The organism is Pseudoalteromonas sp. SIMBA_162 (assembly GCF_046535955.1).
Lineage (GTDB): Bacteria > Pseudomonadota > Gammaproteobacteria > Enterobacterales > Alteromonadaceae > Pseudoalteromonas > Pseudoalteromonas marina.
Genome location: NZ_JAWJBQ010000146.1, coordinates 1 through 351 on the forward strand (window position 1 = coordinate 1; position 351 = coordinate 351).

Here is a 351-nt window from a genome sequence, read left to right on the forward strand (position 1 = left end):
CTAACAATATATACAAAAAAATATCCCCTAATAATCTGAAAGACAGACTACTAAGGGATAGATATAACTATTATTTAGTTTGTTCAGTATGTGTATCAGGATTACTTAAAATACCGATAGCTACACCTACACCAAGAATAGTGTTAGCGACTTCTAATAATTCATTAGATTGTACTGCATCAATCAATCCTAGATTCACAAGGATTAATAGGATTCCTGAAGCTACACCCAAAATCACCTTTTTATTTTTCAATCGTACTAGTACTTTCTTTAACATTAGTATTCCCCCTATTATTAGTATTGGTATCAGTACTAGTATTAGTACTAGTACTTGATTATTAATATTCAACT

General features: G+C 29.9%; 1 protein-coding gene. It reads right to left on the minus strand.

Annotation, left to right across the window (positions count from 1 at the left end):
• Window positions 1–70 precede the first annotated feature (70 nt).
• The coding region (locus R0J88_RS19090; protein WP_410900741.1) for a hypothetical protein at window positions 71–351 on the minus strand (281 nt) is incomplete at its 5' end.